The organism is Halocatena salina (assembly GCF_023115355.1).
GTDB lineage: Archaea > Halobacteriota > Halobacteria > Halobacteriales > Haloarculaceae > Halocatena > Halocatena salina.
Map to the genome: position 1 here is coordinate 55,097 of NZ_CP096023.1, position 16,160 is coordinate 71,256.

At 51.5% G+C, this 16,160-nt stretch carries 9 protein-coding genes and 1 pseudogene; 8 read left to right on the forward strand and 2 right to left on the reverse strand.

All coding sequences use genetic code 11. The annotated features are described in order from the left end of the window. Nucleotides 1-23: 23 nt before the first annotated feature. From MW046_RS18880 to MW046_RS18895, 5 genes and pseudogenes are all read left to right on the forward strand, one after another. A complete protein-coding gene (locus MW046_RS18880; RefSeq protein WP_247995986.1) occupies nucleotides 24-2,942 on the forward strand; it encodes a helicase-related protein in 2,919 nt (972 codons plus the stop codon). A 683-nt stretch (nucleotides 2,943-3,625) separates the two neighbouring features. Next, nucleotides 3,626-3,766, forward strand: a pseudogene (locus MW046_RS19680) (TM2 domain-containing protein); the annotation flags it as partial. A 30-nt stretch (nucleotides 3,767-3,796) separates the two neighbouring features. Then, nucleotides 3,797-6,079 (forward strand): tellurite resistance TerB family protein, encoded by a 2,283-nt coding sequence (locus MW046_RS18885; RefSeq protein ID WP_247995987.1) that lies wholly within the window; start codon nucleotides 3,797-3,799, stop codon nucleotides 6,077-6,079. Then, nucleotides 6,079-7,431 carry an ATP-binding protein gene (locus MW046_RS18890; RefSeq protein ID WP_247995988.1) on the forward strand — a complete coding sequence of 451 codons (1,353 nt, stop codon included), beginning with the start codon at nucleotides 6,079-6,081 and terminating at the stop codon, nucleotides 7,429-7,431. Before MW046_RS18885 ends, MW046_RS18890 begins: the two co-directional genes overlap by 1 nt. Then, complete coding sequence (locus MW046_RS18895) at nucleotides 7,406-9,658, forward strand: DEAD/DEAH box helicase (RefSeq protein WP_247995989.1); 2,253 nt, start codon at nucleotides 7,406-7,408, stop codon at nucleotides 9,656-9,658. Before MW046_RS18890 ends, MW046_RS18895 begins: the two co-directional genes overlap by 26 nt. Before the next feature lie 91 nt (nucleotides 9,659-9,749). On the opposite strand, the gene MW046_RS18900 is transcribed toward MW046_RS18895, so the two are convergent. Beyond that, nucleotides 9,750-10,478 (reverse strand): HFX_2341 family transcriptional regulator domain-containing protein, encoded by a 729-nt coding sequence (locus tag MW046_RS18900; RefSeq protein WP_247995990.1) that lies wholly within the window; start codon nucleotides 10,476-10,478, stop codon nucleotides 9,750-9,752. 351 nt (nucleotides 10,479-10,829) lie between these two features. Between MW046_RS18900 and MW046_RS18905 the strand changes: the two genes are divergently transcribed. Together MW046_RS18905 and MW046_RS18910 are read left to right on the forward strand one after the other, a co-directional pair. Next, nucleotides 10,830-11,486, forward strand: a complete 657-nt coding sequence (locus MW046_RS18905; protein ID WP_247995991.1) for a hypothetical protein — start codon at nucleotides 10,830-10,832, stop codon at nucleotides 11,484-11,486. A 487-nt stretch (nucleotides 11,487-11,973) separates the two neighbouring features. Beyond that, nucleotides 11,974-12,216, forward strand: coding sequence for a hypothetical protein (locus tag MW046_RS18910; RefSeq protein ID WP_247995992.1), 243 nt, complete (start codon nucleotides 11,974-11,976; stop codon nucleotides 12,214-12,216). 253 nt (nucleotides 12,217-12,469) lie between these two features. Here MW046_RS18910 and MW046_RS18915 read toward each other — a convergent pair whose 3' ends face one another. Continuing rightward, nucleotides 12,470-12,652: a hypothetical protein gene (locus tag MW046_RS18915; RefSeq protein WP_247995993.1), complete on the reverse strand. Its 183-nt coding sequence runs from the start codon at nucleotides 12,650-12,652 to the stop codon at nucleotides 12,470-12,472. Nucleotides 12,653-12,923: 271 nt separating this feature from the next. Between MW046_RS18915 and MW046_RS18920 the strand changes: the two genes are divergently transcribed. After that, a complete protein-coding gene (locus MW046_RS18920; RefSeq protein ID WP_247995994.1) occupies nucleotides 12,924-16,148 on the forward strand; it encodes a tetratricopeptide repeat protein in 3,225 nt (1,074 codons plus the stop codon). Nucleotides 16,149-16,160: the final 12 nt, after the last annotated feature.

Below are 16,160 nucleotides of genomic sequence, written 5' to 3' on the forward strand. Positions count from 1 at the left end.
CGCATTGATAGATATATCGATCGATGACGGATGCTACATGCTTTTCACCAGGCCAACGGGTAGTTCTCAACGGCGCGTCTGCAGAGGTTATCCGGACTCGGACTGTCGGCGATATCGAATATCTTCGTGCCTACATAGACGGAGAGGGCGTCAAAACGGTCTGTCTCGACGACGTTACCGTCGAACCACATCATAATCCGATCGAGAGATTATCGAATCAACAGCTCGATGGCCTTCATCCGAGACACGACGCTGTGTCGGCCCAGTGGTTCGATCTTCATACACAGGCTACAAAGCTCAAACTCGCCCACGAACAGGGCCAGCTGCTGAGCATCTCGAACTCGCTCGTTCGATTGGAGCCGTACCAGCTCGATTGTGTGAACTGGGTGATGCAGAAGCTCCGACAACGCGCCCTCATCGGTGACGATGTGGGACTTGGGAAGACTATCGAGGCAGGCCTGATTCTCAAGGAACTCTCCGCGCGGAATCGCGCTGATCGCGTTCTCTTCGTCGTTCCCGCTCACCTGCAGAAGAAGTGGGTGCGAGACATGGATCGCTTCTTCGACGTCGATCTCACCGTCGCCGATCGGACGTGGGTCGAGGGTGAGCGCCGGCGGCTCGGCGAGGCGGGGAATATCTGGGATCAAGGCCAGCTACGATTGGTTACCAGCATGGCCTTCCTTCGGCAAGACGAGTTTCGACCCGCGCTCAGCGACGTGTTCTGGGATGTCGTTGTCGTTGATGAGGCTCACAAAGCAGCTAAACGTGGCGATTCGCCGAGCAAGACAGCACACACAGTCGAGACCGTGGCTAACAATTCTGACTCTCTGCTGCTCCTCAGCGCGACGCCTCATGACGGAAAGGGCGAGGCGTTTCATTCACTCGTTGAATACATCGATCCGTTTCTCGTGGCCGAGAACCGCGACCTCACACGAGAGACGGTCGACCAGGTAATGATCAGACGGGGAAAAGAGGGGATCTACGACGATAACGGGGAACGAGTGTTCCCCGACCGGGAGGTCAACTCCGTGTCCGTCACGATGACACATGACGAGCGCCACTTCTATTCTGCCGTCACGGAGTACGTCAAGACCGTCTACAACCGGTCGGAGACGTTGAATGAGCCTGCGGTCGGCTTCGCAATGGCGCTCATGCAAAAGCGGCTGGTGAGTAGCGTCGGAGCGATCCACGCCACGCTTCGCCGCCGTCTGAATGAGCTGTTAGAGACCGAAACTGCGACGGATGAGCTCTCTCCGCAAGCAGAAGCGTATCTCGACGGTGAGGATCTCGATGAGGACACCAAGCAGGACGTAGAGGATGAGATTGCTGGACTGACCATTACAAGCGATGACGATGAGCTCCAAGAAGAGATCGAGACCCTCCATGATCTCGTTTCGCTTGCCGAGAATCTCCCCGTCGACTCGAAAGCCCAGAAGGTACGCCGGTTCATAACGGAACTTCTCGAAGAACAGCCGGGGGAGAAGCTTCTTCTCTTCACGGAGTACCGAGACACGCTCGACTATCTCCTCGAGTTCGTACAGGACGAACCGTGGGCCGACGAAATCCTCGTGATCCACGGTGACATCGATACGGAAGAACGCGCCCGAATCGAGGAGGAGTTCAACCACGGCCAGTCCCGACTGCTGTTTGCGACTGATGCGGCCAGCGAGGGTATCGACCTCCAACACAGTTGCCACATCATGGCGAACTATGAGTTGCCGTGGAATCCGAACCGCCTCGAGCAGCGGATCGGACGGATCCACCGCTACGGACAAGACAAGGAGGTCAAGGTCTGGAATTTCCTGTTCGACGATACTCGTGAGAGCGAAATCTTCGAACTACTCCAGAACAAGGTCGAGGAGATTCGTTCGAAGCTTGGAAACACCGCCGACGTGCTGGGGATGCTCGACGATGTCGACGTGGACTCGCTTATTATGGAGTCGATCCAGAGTGACGAGCCACCAGGCGTGACCACGGAAGAACTTGAGGACCTGATCGACGAACGCCAGCGCACGCTCGAAGAGTGGTACGAGCGCAGCCTCGTCGATACCAGTACCTTCGATGCTGAGAGCCGCCGCCAGATACAGGCTGTCGTCGACGACTCTGAAGATGTCTACGGAAGTGCGGGCGATATCCGGGAGTTCTTCGAACAGGCGGTTGAGGCCTTCGACGGCACGTTCGAGAAGCGGGGCACAAATCTCTATCAGGCCGAGCTGCCGGAAGGACTCCGTCCGCCCGGTATTGACGCGTCGTTCGGCCCGTTCACGTTCGACCGACACTTCGCGATGGAGCACGAGGACATCACGTACCTCGCTCCCGATACAGACGTTCTCCAGCGGCTCATGGTACGTGTGTTGGAGGACGAGCGTGGACAGGTCGGGCTCAAGCTACTTCCATTCATCAACACGCCGGGCATCACCTACAACTATGGCGTCGTCTTCGAGGATGGAACTGGCGAAATAATCAGAGAAGAGATGATTCCTGTGTTCGTGGATGTCGAGCAAGAGGACGCCCAACAGTCCCTTGGTGAACGCGTCGTTGAGGGCGAAACGATCGCTGCAAAGCCCGATGTGGACCAGCTTCAGACCGTGCTTGATGCCGACGATGACCTGCGAGCAATCGCTGATCGCTACGTGAGCGCCCGGGTGAACGAGATCAAAGCCGATCTTAGTGCCAAACGGTGCAAGGAAACTGCCCACGAACTTGAGAATATCGAGGAGTATGCGCAGGCCGAACGGGAGCGAATCGAGTCGTTCATCGAAGAATATGAGCGCAAGGCCGAGGCAGGCTCGGACATGGACATCGCGATCGAGGGCCAACGTGCTCGTCTCGAACAACTTGAAGAGCGAATCGAAACACGTAGAGACGAACTCAAACGACGCGAACGCGTTATCTCGCTTGCCCCGGAGGTCGAGAACTACTGTCTCAGCCTTCCACTGTAGGGATATCTGATCCATCACGCTCGAAGTAGTCGTTCGTGGTGGTTACGTTGTACCGTCTCTCCTGCCAAGTGGAGATATCTCTTCGTGGTGCCATAGATACCGAAATGACTAGTGCGTCTGCTCTCCACGCTCGGTCGCTGAGACGTGGTAATATTTTGAATGCTTTTCCACGTCGATATACTTGTGACCAGGTCATACGTAGCGATCGATAATCTGTGTGTCCAACCGCTAGTATGCCCTCTGTGCGGATTCTGTACGGACGCATCGTTATTGTGTGCAATAAATGGGCGACTGTTCGTCGTACCGAGGTCGATGAGATCACGCTTTGTGATCAGCTTATTCTTGATGATGTACTCGAGAACCGCATGTGCTGGCGTTCGAGAAGTATGATTGGATACTTCGAGAGCAGATCTACCTGATAACGTCCGCTGTGACTGGTTTGTCTTCGGCCCTGCGATGAATCTGCCTAATGGCAGCTTCCTGGCTGAACTCATACCTCTCTACCTTCATCCCGCTTCCTTGCATGGAAATTATTCTATGACACCCCCTATCTCAAGAGGAAAATTGATACCTATCTTTCTTTGAATAATAACAATGATTATAAGGACGCTGACTGTCAAGGAATACATGATATTAGCATGGTTCTTTGTTCATCAATCAGTTCATTTCGGGGGATCTGAAAGTTGACATCGAAATCGAAAACTGTCGCGGCCCTACTCGCAATTTTCCTGGGATCATTTGGAGCTCACCGCTTCTATCTCCGTTCGTATGGCCTAGGCATCATCTACCTCCTGTTCTGTTGGACATTGATCCCAGGGATTCTTGGTGTCATCGAAGGAATGAGATATCTTCTGATGGACGGGGATGACTTCTTCGAGAAATACACCCAAGAGCCAGTGTCCACTAATGATATCGATGTAAAGGACTCTTCAAGGTCATCAGAACATCAACAAAGAGGTAAAACGAATCAACCAACAATGGAGCTTTCCGTCAGCATCGAGGGGGTTAACGGAGATTCTCAACTCAGCAACGAGGAGCTACACGAACAATCAACGAATGCTTGGGTTCCTCCTGGAAAAGAGGTCACGATTAACGGATACAACATCTCTGATGGGATGATCTATGTCGGAACGGATGTGAGAGCCATTGAAAAATATGATGGGGCTGATGCCTGTTTAATCAACCCATCTCTTAAGATTGATCCTACTCGCTCAGATCCTGATGGTGTCCGGATGTCGTATTGGCCGTCATATTCTGATATTGATTCGGGATGTCGAGCCACGTATCTTGAGTGGCTGGCAAGCGGCCGACGGGATCCCACCATTGATATCGGTTACGTGTTTCTCTTCTTCTATGGTATAGAACGACGGGTGCTCTTTGATGCTCAATATTCGAGTAAGGCTCGTTCCGAAATCCCGCATCTTCTCAATGAAGTTGAAGAACTACTCAAGGTATACGCTGAGGAAAGTTCTTTCCCAGGCTATGCAACTCGGTTTCTAGACGCAGTGCGTGCTCAATATGATCTTGACTCTCTTACATCAACGTCCCAAATAAGCCAACGAGGAGAGATTCCTCTGGGATTACGAGTAAAAATCGGTCGTCAAATAGCTAACAAGAACCTAATTGATTCCGAGTTAGCGTATGAGTGGCTTCGACAAGCTCCAGACACTCACTTTCGGACGCCAGCAAAACGCTGTGAGGACGAGTTTAAGGAGCTCTTTTTGACCCGATATGAAGAACGCTTCGAGGGCGGATTATCTAGGGAATCCAACCAGACCACGCTCACAGTTAGCTATGGACCTGCTAGCCGGTCATTACCCCAACAAGAAGAGATCGAAATCGACGACCTACCAGATATTTCAGCACTCTCAGCCCCTCAACGGAAGCTGCAAGAGTTAGCGACTGAATGTTGTGAAGAGTTAGACTCTTATTCCAGATTTGTTGGGAAATCCCACGATCGGGAGTCACTTGAGGCACTGTCTCTCCTCCCAAAGCCAGTCCTTGAACAACAACAAACCGATCGGTTGACCGAACTTCTCCAGACAGTCCAAAACGAACTAGACACGTCAGATATGGCCAAAACAAAGCTTGATTCCCTTTTTGAGCATTGGTCTATAGAAGCGGGTCAGAAGGTTCGAAAACGTGACCTCCGTCGGCTCGCTAAATTACTTGGAAAGCTTGGATTTGGTATTGAACCCGACGTTCGATTTGGTGCACCTCCACGTGGTTGGGAAGATCCTGCAGTCTTGTATCATCTCTCCTCTAAAGCAAGTGCTGATGACTCTGGTGTTTCTGAGGGTATCAGATTAATCCAAAAACTCGCCGTCAAAATCGTCTTGGCTAACGATGAAGTGGCACCTGAGCAAACTGAGTATCTCGCAGAGAATCTCGGATCTTTTCTTGAACTTAACGAGGCCGGTCAAGCACGACTTGAAGCACACCGTCGATGGCTCCTCCTCGATTCACCCACCCTGCACGGTGTTCGCCAACGGGCTGAAGATCTCCCGGACGATCAAAAACCCCAGATTGCTAACTTTCTAACGGCCTTAGCATGCTCTGACGGGAATATTGATGCGAAGGAAATACAGGAATTATCAAAAATCTATCCAATGCTAGGGTTAGACGAAAACATGGTTCACAAACATCTGCATCAGCTCCAAACAACTTCTGATGATGAACCTGTGACAGTCCGAACATCGGAGCCCTCCACCGACGAATATGAGATTCCGGACCGCAGTACAACAGAGGAAATCCCGGTCTCAGACATAGAATTAGATCAGGAACAGGTGAACAGGACACTTAAGGAGAGTCAAGAGGTCAGTGAATTTCTCGAGGATATCTTCGAAGAGGAAGATGATGAACAACCGAAATCACACGTACCGGACCCGACACCTGGTTCAGATCAAACCAAAACAGAGGGCTTGGATGAAGACCATCGGCAATTTCTCACCGAACTCTCACAGAAGCCTCACTGGGACCGAGAAGACGTTGAAGCATTGGCTCAAGAAAGAGGATTGTTCCCCGATGCCGCAATCGAAGTGATTAACGATTATGCATTCGAACAGGTCGAAACCCCACTCATTGAAGGAACAGATGAAATGATAGTCAATCAAGAAGCATCCAGTAAGATCCTATAATGAGTGAAAACAACAACTCAGCACCCACCATTGAGTCAACAACGATTCGCTCCCGAGACCGTGATCCAATTCTACAATCGCTCCAAGCTGGCCTCGTACCTCGTCGTGGGCTCCAACATATCCAAGTAGGCCGTGCCCACGAGACAAAGGCCATAACAGACGACATAGACCGAATTGCTGATGGGGGATCTGCGGTTCGCTTCATCATCGGAGAATACGGATCCGGCAAAACATTCTTTCTTAACCTTATGCGAACTATTGCTCTAGAAAAGCGACTTGTCACCGCCCACGCGGACCTGACGCCCGATCGTCGACTGCGCTCAACCTCGGGGCATGGTCGTGCCCTCTACCAACAACTGGCCCGGAATCTGTCTACGCGTGCAACGCCCGATGGAGGAGCTCTCCGTAGTATCGTTGAGCGATTCATTGCGGAGGCTAACCGTGAGGCCACCACCCAAGACATCCCCACAGAAGAGATTATCCGAGACCGTCTCCACGAACTATCCGAACTCGTAGCAGGCTATGCGTTCACAGATGTCATCGCACTGTATTGGGACGGGTATCAAAACAACGATGACGAACTTCAACACGCAGCTCTGCGATGGTTACGTGGGGAATACGGCACGAAAACAGAAGCACGAAAGGAACTCGATACACGGGTCCCCATCATTGACGATTCGAACTGGTACGAAATGACGAAACTCATGGCTCGGTTCGTCACCTTGGCGGGCTACGAAGGACTCTTGGTTAATCTCGACGAGATGGTGAATCTCTACAAACTCTCTCATGGCGGTGCCCGCCAAAGCAACTATGAAAAGCTCCTGTCCATCGTGAATGATGGGTTGCAAGGCCAAACAGTCGGTTTGGGGTTTCTCTTTGCAGGAACGCCAAAGTTCCTCACTGATTCAAAACGAGGGCTGTACAGCTACGAAGCGTTGAAGTCCAGACTGTCTGAGAGCACCTTCGCCTCAGATGAACTTGTAGATATGAGTGGTCCAGTTATCCGTCTCTCCAGTCTAACACAGGAGGATATGTTTGTCCTTCTCCAGAAGCTTCGACACGTTCACGCTGGCGGAAACCCTGAGAACTATGTCGTCCCAGACGAAGCACTGGAAGCTTTCATGCGACATTGCAATGAACAGGTAGGTGCCGCGTATTTCCAAACTCCTCGAAACACAATCAAGGAATTCCTCGGTTTCCTTTCCATCCTTGAGCAGAATCCCCGTGTCTCCTGGGAAGAACTGATCGGAGACATCGACATTGCATCAGATGTTGGCCAAACCACCCAAAGCGAAGAAACCGAGTCCACTGGGAGCGATGAGGAGGATGATCTTGCCAACTTCGAACTGTAGCGACGGTGAAGAGGCTGCTTCACGGACGGCATCCTTCGAACTTCTTCACGAGGACATTCAACGATGGGTTTGGAACCAAGAATGGGACACGCTCCGTTCGATTCAAGAGCAAGCTATTCCCACGGTTGTAGAAGGCGATTCGGATGTTATCCTTTCGGCACCCACGGCATCAGGAAAGACTGAGGCCGCCTTTCTTCCTATCCTCTCACGGATTACTGCCCAACGAGAAACATCTCACAGCCCTAGTTCTGGGTTTGACGTGGTGTATGTCTCTCCATTGAAGGCACTCATCAATGACCAATATGAGCGGCTTCAACACCTTTGTGACGCTTGCGATATACCGGTCCATCGACGGCACGGGGATGTTTCCTCAAGTAAGAAACGGAAGGCGCTCGATGATCCAGATGGCCTTCTTCTCATCACGCCCGAGTCTGTTGAGGCCTTGTTACTCCGTCGGCCAGCGATGTTCCATCAAGCCTTACAGAACGTCTCGTATATCGTTGTTGATGAAGTACATTCGTTCATTGGAACGCCTCGAGGCAAACAATTACAATCTCTTCTTCATCGCATGGAAAAGGCGAAAGACGAGCAGATTCCACGCATTGCACTTTCTGCAACGATAGGTGATCCTGATATGACCGCAGAGTTTCTGCGTCCTGGCTCTGGAGGTGAGGTTGAAATCATCGAATCAGACGACTCCCGTCAGGAGCTCAAACTCTTAGTGAAGGGATATGAGAATCGCAACGATAGAGATGAAGATGGAGACAGTGATGACCCATCAGGAACAGTCGTTGATATTGCTGAACATATTTTTACACATCTTCGTGGACAGGACAACCTCGTTTTTGCGAATAGTCGAAGCAACGTTGAGCTCTATACGGATCTGTTGAAGCGACTTTCAGAGGAAAGAGGTGTCCCGAACGAGTTCCATGCTCACCATGGAAGTCTTTCTAAAGAGATTAGAGAGGCCAGCGAACGAACTCTGAAAACAGAAAGCTCACCCGCGACTGTTGTCTGCACGACTACGCTCGAATTAGGTATCGATATCGGCTGGATGGACAGTATTAGTCAAGTTGGCTCCCCACCATCGGTATCCAGTCTACGACAACGACTGGGCCGATCAGGGCGGAATGATGCCCCCGCGATCCTGCGTGTCTATATTCAAGAGCCAGAGATCGGTGAATCAACGTCTCTTCAGGACACGCTACGACCAGAGCTTGTTCAGACAATCGCGATGGTTGACTTATTGCTCGAAAACTGGTATGAGCCACCGAACCTTGATGCGCTTGAACTCTCGACATTGATTCAACAGCTCCTCTCTCTCATCGCTGAGTATGGCGGGATCAAAGCAGACACTGCCTACCACACTCTCTGCAAGAGAGGTCCCTTTGCCAACATTTCAACCACTCAGTTTACGTCTCTTTTGCAGGCACTCGGAAACGAGGAACTCATCAGCCAAGCGGGTGACGGGGATCTTATCATGGGATTAGCTGGAGAGAAGCTCACTCGGCACTATGATTTTTATGCCGCATTTTGGAGCCCGGACGAATATCGGCTTGTTGCTGATGAGAAAACAATTGGGACGCTTCCAGTTACTAGCCCCTTGATGGAAGGCAGGCTTCTCATCTTTGGTGGACAACGCTGGGAAGTGGAGTCAGTTGACGAAGCCAAGCAAATTGTGTTCCTACGACAGGCACCCGGGGGCCAAGTTCCGCTATTTGGAGGAGAAGGTCCCATTCTTCACACTCGCGTCCGAGAGAAAATGTACTCGGTATACACTGAAACGGATATTCCAAGATACTTAGATTCCGAAGGTATAGGCCTGCTTGAAGAGGGTAGAATCCACTTTGACAGGCTCAATTTAGCGGAGCGAACTATCGTTCCACAAGGAAACCACACAGTACTTTTCCTTTGGACAGGAGATCGTATCGTGAATACGATACATGTACTTCTCACACAGATAGGGTTTCAGGTCTCAAAAACCGGCATGACGCTCCAAATCCGGGACTGCCACCCAGAGAAAGTATTCGAAGAACTTCAGCAAATAGCGGTTACAGAGCCGTCTGAGTCTGCCCAGCTAGCAGAATGTGTGGAAAACAAAATCGTCGACAAGCACGATCGCTACCTCACCAACGAACTCCTAAATGCAAATTATGCGTCTAAACTATTGGATGTACCTGGTGCCTTAGATAGAATCAGTTCGATCGTAGAAGAATCACACCTCTAACGAAGATATACCTGCTCATCCCTTGTTCACGTACGAAGATTTTCTGCTAAAGGGCTCGTCCTGAGAGCGTCCCCTTGACTAACAAATAGTTCTATTCGAGGAGGTATTGGAAAATTTTGAGCGTTTTTTCGCCATCTTCTGCAAGCCAGATTCGTTTCTCCTGGCCTCGTCGCTGCTCCTTGATGTAGCCGCGGTCTCGGAGCGGCCGAAGGATCTCTCGATCCACCGGCTTGTACATATTTTTCAGTTCTTGCCGGTCATACTTCGAAAGCAGCGGGAACTCAGCGTCCTGCACGAATTCGACGATGTCCCCCTTCGTGACCTTATCCTCCGCCTGTTGAATGTACTCCATGACCTCAAGGTACTGCTGGTCCGGCAGGCCGATCGGATATGCCGATAGAGTAACCGTATCGTCTACACCCTTGCTAACCGTTTCACCACTGTACTCCTCTGCCTTTACATAGTAGGGTTTCGCTCCCGTCCCCATGCACGCAATCATTCCACTGATAGCAGTGATTTTACTGCCTGTAGATAGATTTACAAAGATCTCATCATCGATATGCTCGTCAACAATCTCTGCAATCGCCCAGAGCGCACCATACATATCAAAAATATCGCATTCTTTATATTCGAAGGGAATTTCTTCCTCAGCGAGTGCTTCTTCCACCCTTGTCTGGCACTCATCTCCGTTTTCAGATTTCTCTTCGTGAAGGAGCAGCACTACTTTGTCAGCGTTGTTCTCGATCGGCGGCTTGTAGATGCGCTCGGTCTCATATCCCTGTGGGGCAACGTGTATTTGCTGTGTCCGATCAAGTCCCATTGATTCTTGGTGAAGAATTGGCAATAGTTAACTATTGCTAACACACCTCGTGCTGGCTAGAAAGGTCAAGATGTGCTATACTGTAGGAGATGGGGTAGAATCTTCGAGTAGTATTTATGCTTTATAACTGCTCTCCGGCTAGTAGTCAGTAAGATGCTGTAACGAACCTAACTACAACTGGCACGCAGACTACAGAATTGCAGACCGCTGCCCGCTGGGACGGGCAGTGGTCGTCCCCCGACAGCCAAGCAATGTGTAATCTTATGGAACGTCACTCAGTTCATCACGGGATATCCACATAATTGCTTCGGTGGAACGGGGCGTACTGCTGAACGCATCAGACACGACTTCATGACCAACACAGACCTCGAACGATACGTCCGCACTGAGAAATCGCGGACGAACAGTATTGACGAACAAGTAACGATCGCCCACGCGCTGTGGAACGCTGGTATCGGACCAAAACACGATGGCGTCAAACGAACAGACCTAGAGGAGGAGCTTGACCTCGACTTAGACTACAACATCGGCACATCTCTCAGCCATCTCAAAGAGATTGACATGATCGAAACCACGACGCCGGCCGGTCCATCTTGGTACGTGATCAGCGAACGCCGAGACACGATCATCAACGGCGAGGTTGACGAAACGGCCGCAACTGACATTGAGCGTCTTATTGCCCACATCCAGGACGATAATCTGGCAGACGAGAGCGACGTTCCGGCTGTTGCAGACGGCGCCGGCGTCACGGTACAAACTGTTGTCGCCGACGAGTTCGACATCACGCCGGAGGCTGTCGAGCAGTTCCTTCGGAAAGGAGATCAGGTTGAGAAACTGAACAAGGCCATCGACGCCATCGACAAGCATAACGATGTGGATGTCCGTGATGACTACGGCAAGATCATTTTCCGAGCTGCTGCGTACCGCTACCGGCTGTCGGCGGAGGCCGTCGCTCTGTACGAGCAGGAAAATGAAGAGGACACGGAGGTAGGCGATGCCGATTCGTAGGACGTTGCGTACGGCCAGCTAAAGCTCATTGGCCGCATCTGGATCGCTGCCGGTATGCACTGTCGACAGCATTCGAGCTGTTCACCAGCTGCGACAGCAGACCACAGATGATCCCTGGTGGGAGAATCGTTCACCGTATCTCGCCAGTCCGACGATCAACGGCCTATGTCGTCACTCGTTCGTCGGGTTGAAACTTCTCGGTCGGTATGTAATTGACTGGATCTTCACGAGGAGACAGATCTGAAGATATACATCATTATCGACTACCAACCCCGATTAATAGGGGCGTCTTCGCGGGGGTACTGATGGATCTTCTTCCGCATGTATGTCGCTCACATACCTCCGGCAACACTAATATCGAACAGTGACATGTGTGGGATATGCAGTGGCTCGTGATTGACAGATATTCACGCTACCAGTGAGTGGTTCGCGCGACCGCCCTCTCTGGCCGTAGCGGGCTGCGATGCTGGTAGCGTGAGAACAGACTATGGATGAGGCTGAACTACTTCAACGAGAACTCCGTGCAGCGCGTGACGAACTGGTCCGCAAACAAGCCCAGCAGAGCGACTGTGAGACTGACTCGGAGAGTCGGCTTCCGCTCATGCCCGACCGCGACGAAGAGTTCCTTCGGCTCGCTCTGATGAGCGTCGACGACCTCGAAACGCACATCGAACGACTCGAACACGATCTCGAGGATTTCGAGCAGGACTGGACCGATCCGGACGAGTAAAGCACTGGCTGTCGCATCTGTTCGTCTCGATTGCCTGTCTAGTCAGAGTAGCGTCGCACCACCGTCGGACGTTGCGATGGTACTGATGGGGGACATTCTCATCCCACGCAGAACTCTCGATCACCGGCCCGACGCCGGGCACGATCGGCATATTCTTGCCAACCAGTGACAGTGTGGCGAACTTGTAGACTCGCTCTTCAGAGTCATCGATGCCACAGACCTCACTAGGAAAATCTGCTTCAGCGTGGTACGGCTAGGTCGTGATGTCGATCACAACGGTGACCGGTGGTTGCAAGATTTGGAGGTGATTCATGTCATCGAGAAGATTTGCGATCGACTGTTTGAGAGGCTGTTCTTGTCCATCAATTCGGTCACTCCGACACTCTGGTATCGTCAGAACCGTCCTCGACAGCGAGAGCGTGGCATACGAGGGCATCTACTATGAGTGCGGACGTTCACGATATGGGTGTCGATCCGAGAGTTCAAAACGGTGTGTGATCGCTTCTGGAGTGCGACGGATGGCCGAGTGACGATCGAATGAGTGAATCCGACAGGATGACATTTTCAAACCCAGAGCTATCGAGAGTTGTTAGTGGCCAGTACAGCACTGACTGTATCAACCACATATATTTTCGTATCAATATAATATAGATAAATAAATTTAATAGTAAAATACTTATTTTCAACACTCAATGATATACCAATAGATGATCGAGTCGATCGGGATAAACCTCGTTGCGACTGGACTCGCATGCGGTGGTGGGATTGGGCTAGATAGGGTCCGAAAAGCCCTTCTAGAGAAAAAATATTCCAATGATGTAAGTGAATTTACAACAATTTTCACCAATGTTTTAAAGAAAAACATCGAAGATTCGTTTGAGGAGGACGCTAGAATTGATCTCGCAACCGACGACATCGACTGGACGGCAATCGCCGAAGCGATGGGTAGTCGAACGGTTAGATTCGAAACCGAAACCGAAGCAATTGTGCGAATATCGACCGGCATCGGTGCAGGACTGCCGGTCGATTACGACTCGAATCCATCCGTGCGGAATGCCGTGGAAACGGCGGTTACGGACGCATTTAGATGTATCATTCGAGAGTTCACTGAGCGAATCGCTGGAACTGAGCTGGCAGAACAATTCACGATGGAGACGGCTATCGACCTATCAACTGCTGCCGAATCAATCATGAATAGACTCAAAGAAATCGAACGAGATCTGCGGCGACACCGAATCACTTCGCTGGGCAATGCCGGATTCGTCCGCCTGGATCAGTTATACTTCGAACGTACCGAGCCGGGAGATCCAGAAAAAGCGTGGCGGACCGGATTCACCCTCGCTGATGTCAGTGCGGGATATGCATTGACCAGAAGACGACCATCGGACACTGACGACGATCGCACGATCGCAGAGGATGTGTACGGTCGCCTGTCGAGTGGTGAACACATCGTCGTGCTTGGTGAGGGAGGAACCGGAAAAAGTACGACGTGTAAACAGGTCGCCTGTCGATGGTACGAAGACGAGGAAACCGGTAGCGTTTACTATCGGAGCAGTACAACGACGACGTCGTTCGAAACACCAGCAACGCTGCTAAAGTCCATTCGATCAGAAACCGAACCCGTACTCGTTGTGGTGGAGGATGCAACGAGTGGAAGTGCGAGTACCATCTTCGAGGTACTGGCCGCAGTTAACGACAGCGACAACGTTACCTTTCTCTTCGATGCTCGATACGGCGAGTGGGAGGCCGCATCGGACATCGGACGACACGCGACCTTTGAACAACATCGACACGAGCTCAGTGTGGTAGAGATACCACCGTTCGATGAACGAGAATGTCAACGAGCGATTGATAAATTCGAATCGTTGACCGAGCGGCCGGTCAACCGAACCCCATCGCAACTCCACACAGAGATTCAGGACGCCGATATCGGTGGGCCCCTCGTCGTCGCCTATCGGCTCACGGGCCCATCGATCGACACCGACCGACCGGTTTCTGCACTCCATTCCGACGTGATCCAGGCATACGAACGGATCAGAGAGTTCGCCGACGGACGTGATCTACCACAGACGGTCGCAGTGATGGTGAACGTTCTAAACGCAGCTGGATTACCTGTCGATTCAGCTCTGGTTCACGCACTGGCACAGGACAGAGATGATCATCGGACCATCGATAATACGCTCTCGTTTCTCGAAGGAATCGCCTTAGAAACAGAGGGGCAGTCGTATCGAACACCCCATCAACTCTGGTCGTCGTTGTATCTCGAACGAACTCTCGAAGAAGCCGGCGAGCGGATCGCGAGTGATCGATTCGAACGGTCGATCGAAGCGCTCTTTCGAGTGATCGATAGCCCCGAGCGTCGCGAGCAGATTCGTCGATGGGAACGCTCCGACTCCGAACTGTTCGAAGGAATCGAATCATCACCAGAGGTGAGTGCAGACCGATATCTCGAACAGATAGCTACGATTGGGCGATCACATCCACCACTTGGAACCCTGTATGGCACGCCGAAAATGTGGCGAGTCACGCTTCCGAAACAATGTTCGGTGCTCGGCTCGGTTCGATGGTATATCAGCCGTGGAAATATCCATCTCGACCGGGGCGCATTCGAAGCCGCACGCGCCGAATTCGACTGTGCAGAAGAGATAATTACCGGAGCGACGGACGAACTCTCGGAAGCAGAACGGAGACGGGCAAGGATATTTGGCAAGCGTGGCGTTGTCGCACAGCTCAAAGGGGATCTAGAAGCAGCCGAAGAGTGGTACGAAAAATCACTCACGATACAGGAAAAGCTCGATATACCGATCGATCGAGCACGGAGCATCACCAATCTTGGCGTTGTTATATATCAACAAGGAGACTTGAGTGCCGCCAAAGAACGGTATGAAGAGGCGCTGTCGGTCCAGCGGTCGATCGACAACAAGCGTGGACAGGCACGGTGTCTCAGTGGACTTGGACTCATCGCTGCAGAAAGGGGATACTTCGATGAAGCAGAAGAGTATCATGAAACGGCATTATCTAAACACAGACAAATAGAGGGGCATCACGACGAAACGAGAACACTGAGCACCCCTCGAATGGTCTCCACAGAGCGAGAGAACTTAGAAAGCACCAAAGTGTTTAACGAAGCGTGGCTCTCGACACAACACGGCTCAAATGAGAATTTCAACAAAGCGGAGAGTCTCAGCAATAGAGGGCTAGTTGCACTACGCCGGGAGAGATACGACGAAGCACGTGAGTATCTCGAACGGGCACTTGCTGTCAGACGCGACAGCGGCGATCGACATGGTGGAGCCAAAACGCTCGGTAATCTCGGTGTCGTTGCCTCAGAACGTGATAATTTATCGGTTGCCGAACAATATCATCGAGAGGCGATCGCTATCAAACGGGAGATCGGTGATCAACCAGGTCGTGCCCGAAGTCTCGGTAATCTCGGTGTTGTCGCGTTCAAACGAGGAGCACTTGATAAAGCCGAAGCCTATCACGAAAGTGCTCTCTCGATACACCAAGAAGTAGATGATGGGTATGGAATTGCCAGGAGTTTCACAAATCTCGGAATAATCGCAGCTGAACGGGACGATCTCTCTACCGCGAAGCGTTATCATGAAATGGCACTTGAAGTCAATGAAGAGAAAGGTCGACGACACAGAAAAGCTCATTCACTATGTGATATCGCTCGCATCGAACGGTCGGAAGGTGATCTCATAACCGCTAGAGAGCGGTTCGAAGCAGCGAGAGAGATATTCAAAGACGACGATCTCGCTCAGTGTGTGTTCATCGGACTTCGCGACCTCGTCGAGATCTGCTGGACCCTCGATGACATCGAATCGGCGAAGGAATGGTGTCGTGAAGGCATCGAACTCTCGACTGGACGTGGGGCTGAGCCCAGAAAAGAGTGGTTTGTTGATCAACGCGAAAAGCTCCAGGAATAATTAGCCGTCCTG